Source organism: Bradyrhizobium sp. NBAIM08 (genome assembly GCF_020193935.1).
In the GTDB taxonomy this organism is placed as follows: Bacteria; Pseudomonadota; Alphaproteobacteria; order Rhizobiales; family Xanthobacteraceae; genus Bradyrhizobium; species Bradyrhizobium yuanmingense.
The window spans coordinates 1-446 of sequence record NZ_JADYVR010000364.1 but is presented as its reverse complement, the minus strand read 5'-3'; the positions used below and the strand labels follow the sequence as shown (position 1 = coordinate 446).

Annotated in this window: 1 pseudogene; it reads left to right on the top strand. The window is 67.0% G+C overall.

Annotation, left to right across the window (positions count from 1 at the left end):
* Positions 1-94 precede the first annotated feature (94 nt).
* Positions 95-446 (top strand): annotated as a pseudogene (locus tag I6F37_RS39920) (hypothetical protein); the annotation flags it as partial.

The following is a 446-nucleotide window of genomic DNA, read 5'->3' as shown; positions in this document are numbered from 1 at the left end:
GAAGCCGCTCCCACAAAATGCAAAAACGCGTGTGCTGGCATTCGCCGCGGGGCGCGCCCAGAATCGAATCCCCTTGGCTCCTTCGGTGATTCCCATGCTCCGCATCGCCACGCTCGCCGCCGCGCTTGTCCTCGCCGCATCCGCCTGCGCGCCCACCACCGTTCGCAACGATGCCGCCAAGGCTTCTGCCACCCAGGCGGCGGCGCTCGATGCCGCCATCTACGGGAACTGGCGCGACTCCAAGAACACGGTGCGCGACCGTTATCGCCATCCGCGCGAAACCCTGATGTTCTTCGGCGTGCAGCCCGACGACACCCTGATCGAAATCACGCCCGGCACGGGCTGGTACAGCGAAATCCTGGCCCCCTACCTGCGCGACAACGGGCGCTACATCGCCGCCGTCGTGGATCCGATGGCGGTCAAGGCGGGCAGCGGCCGCGATTACC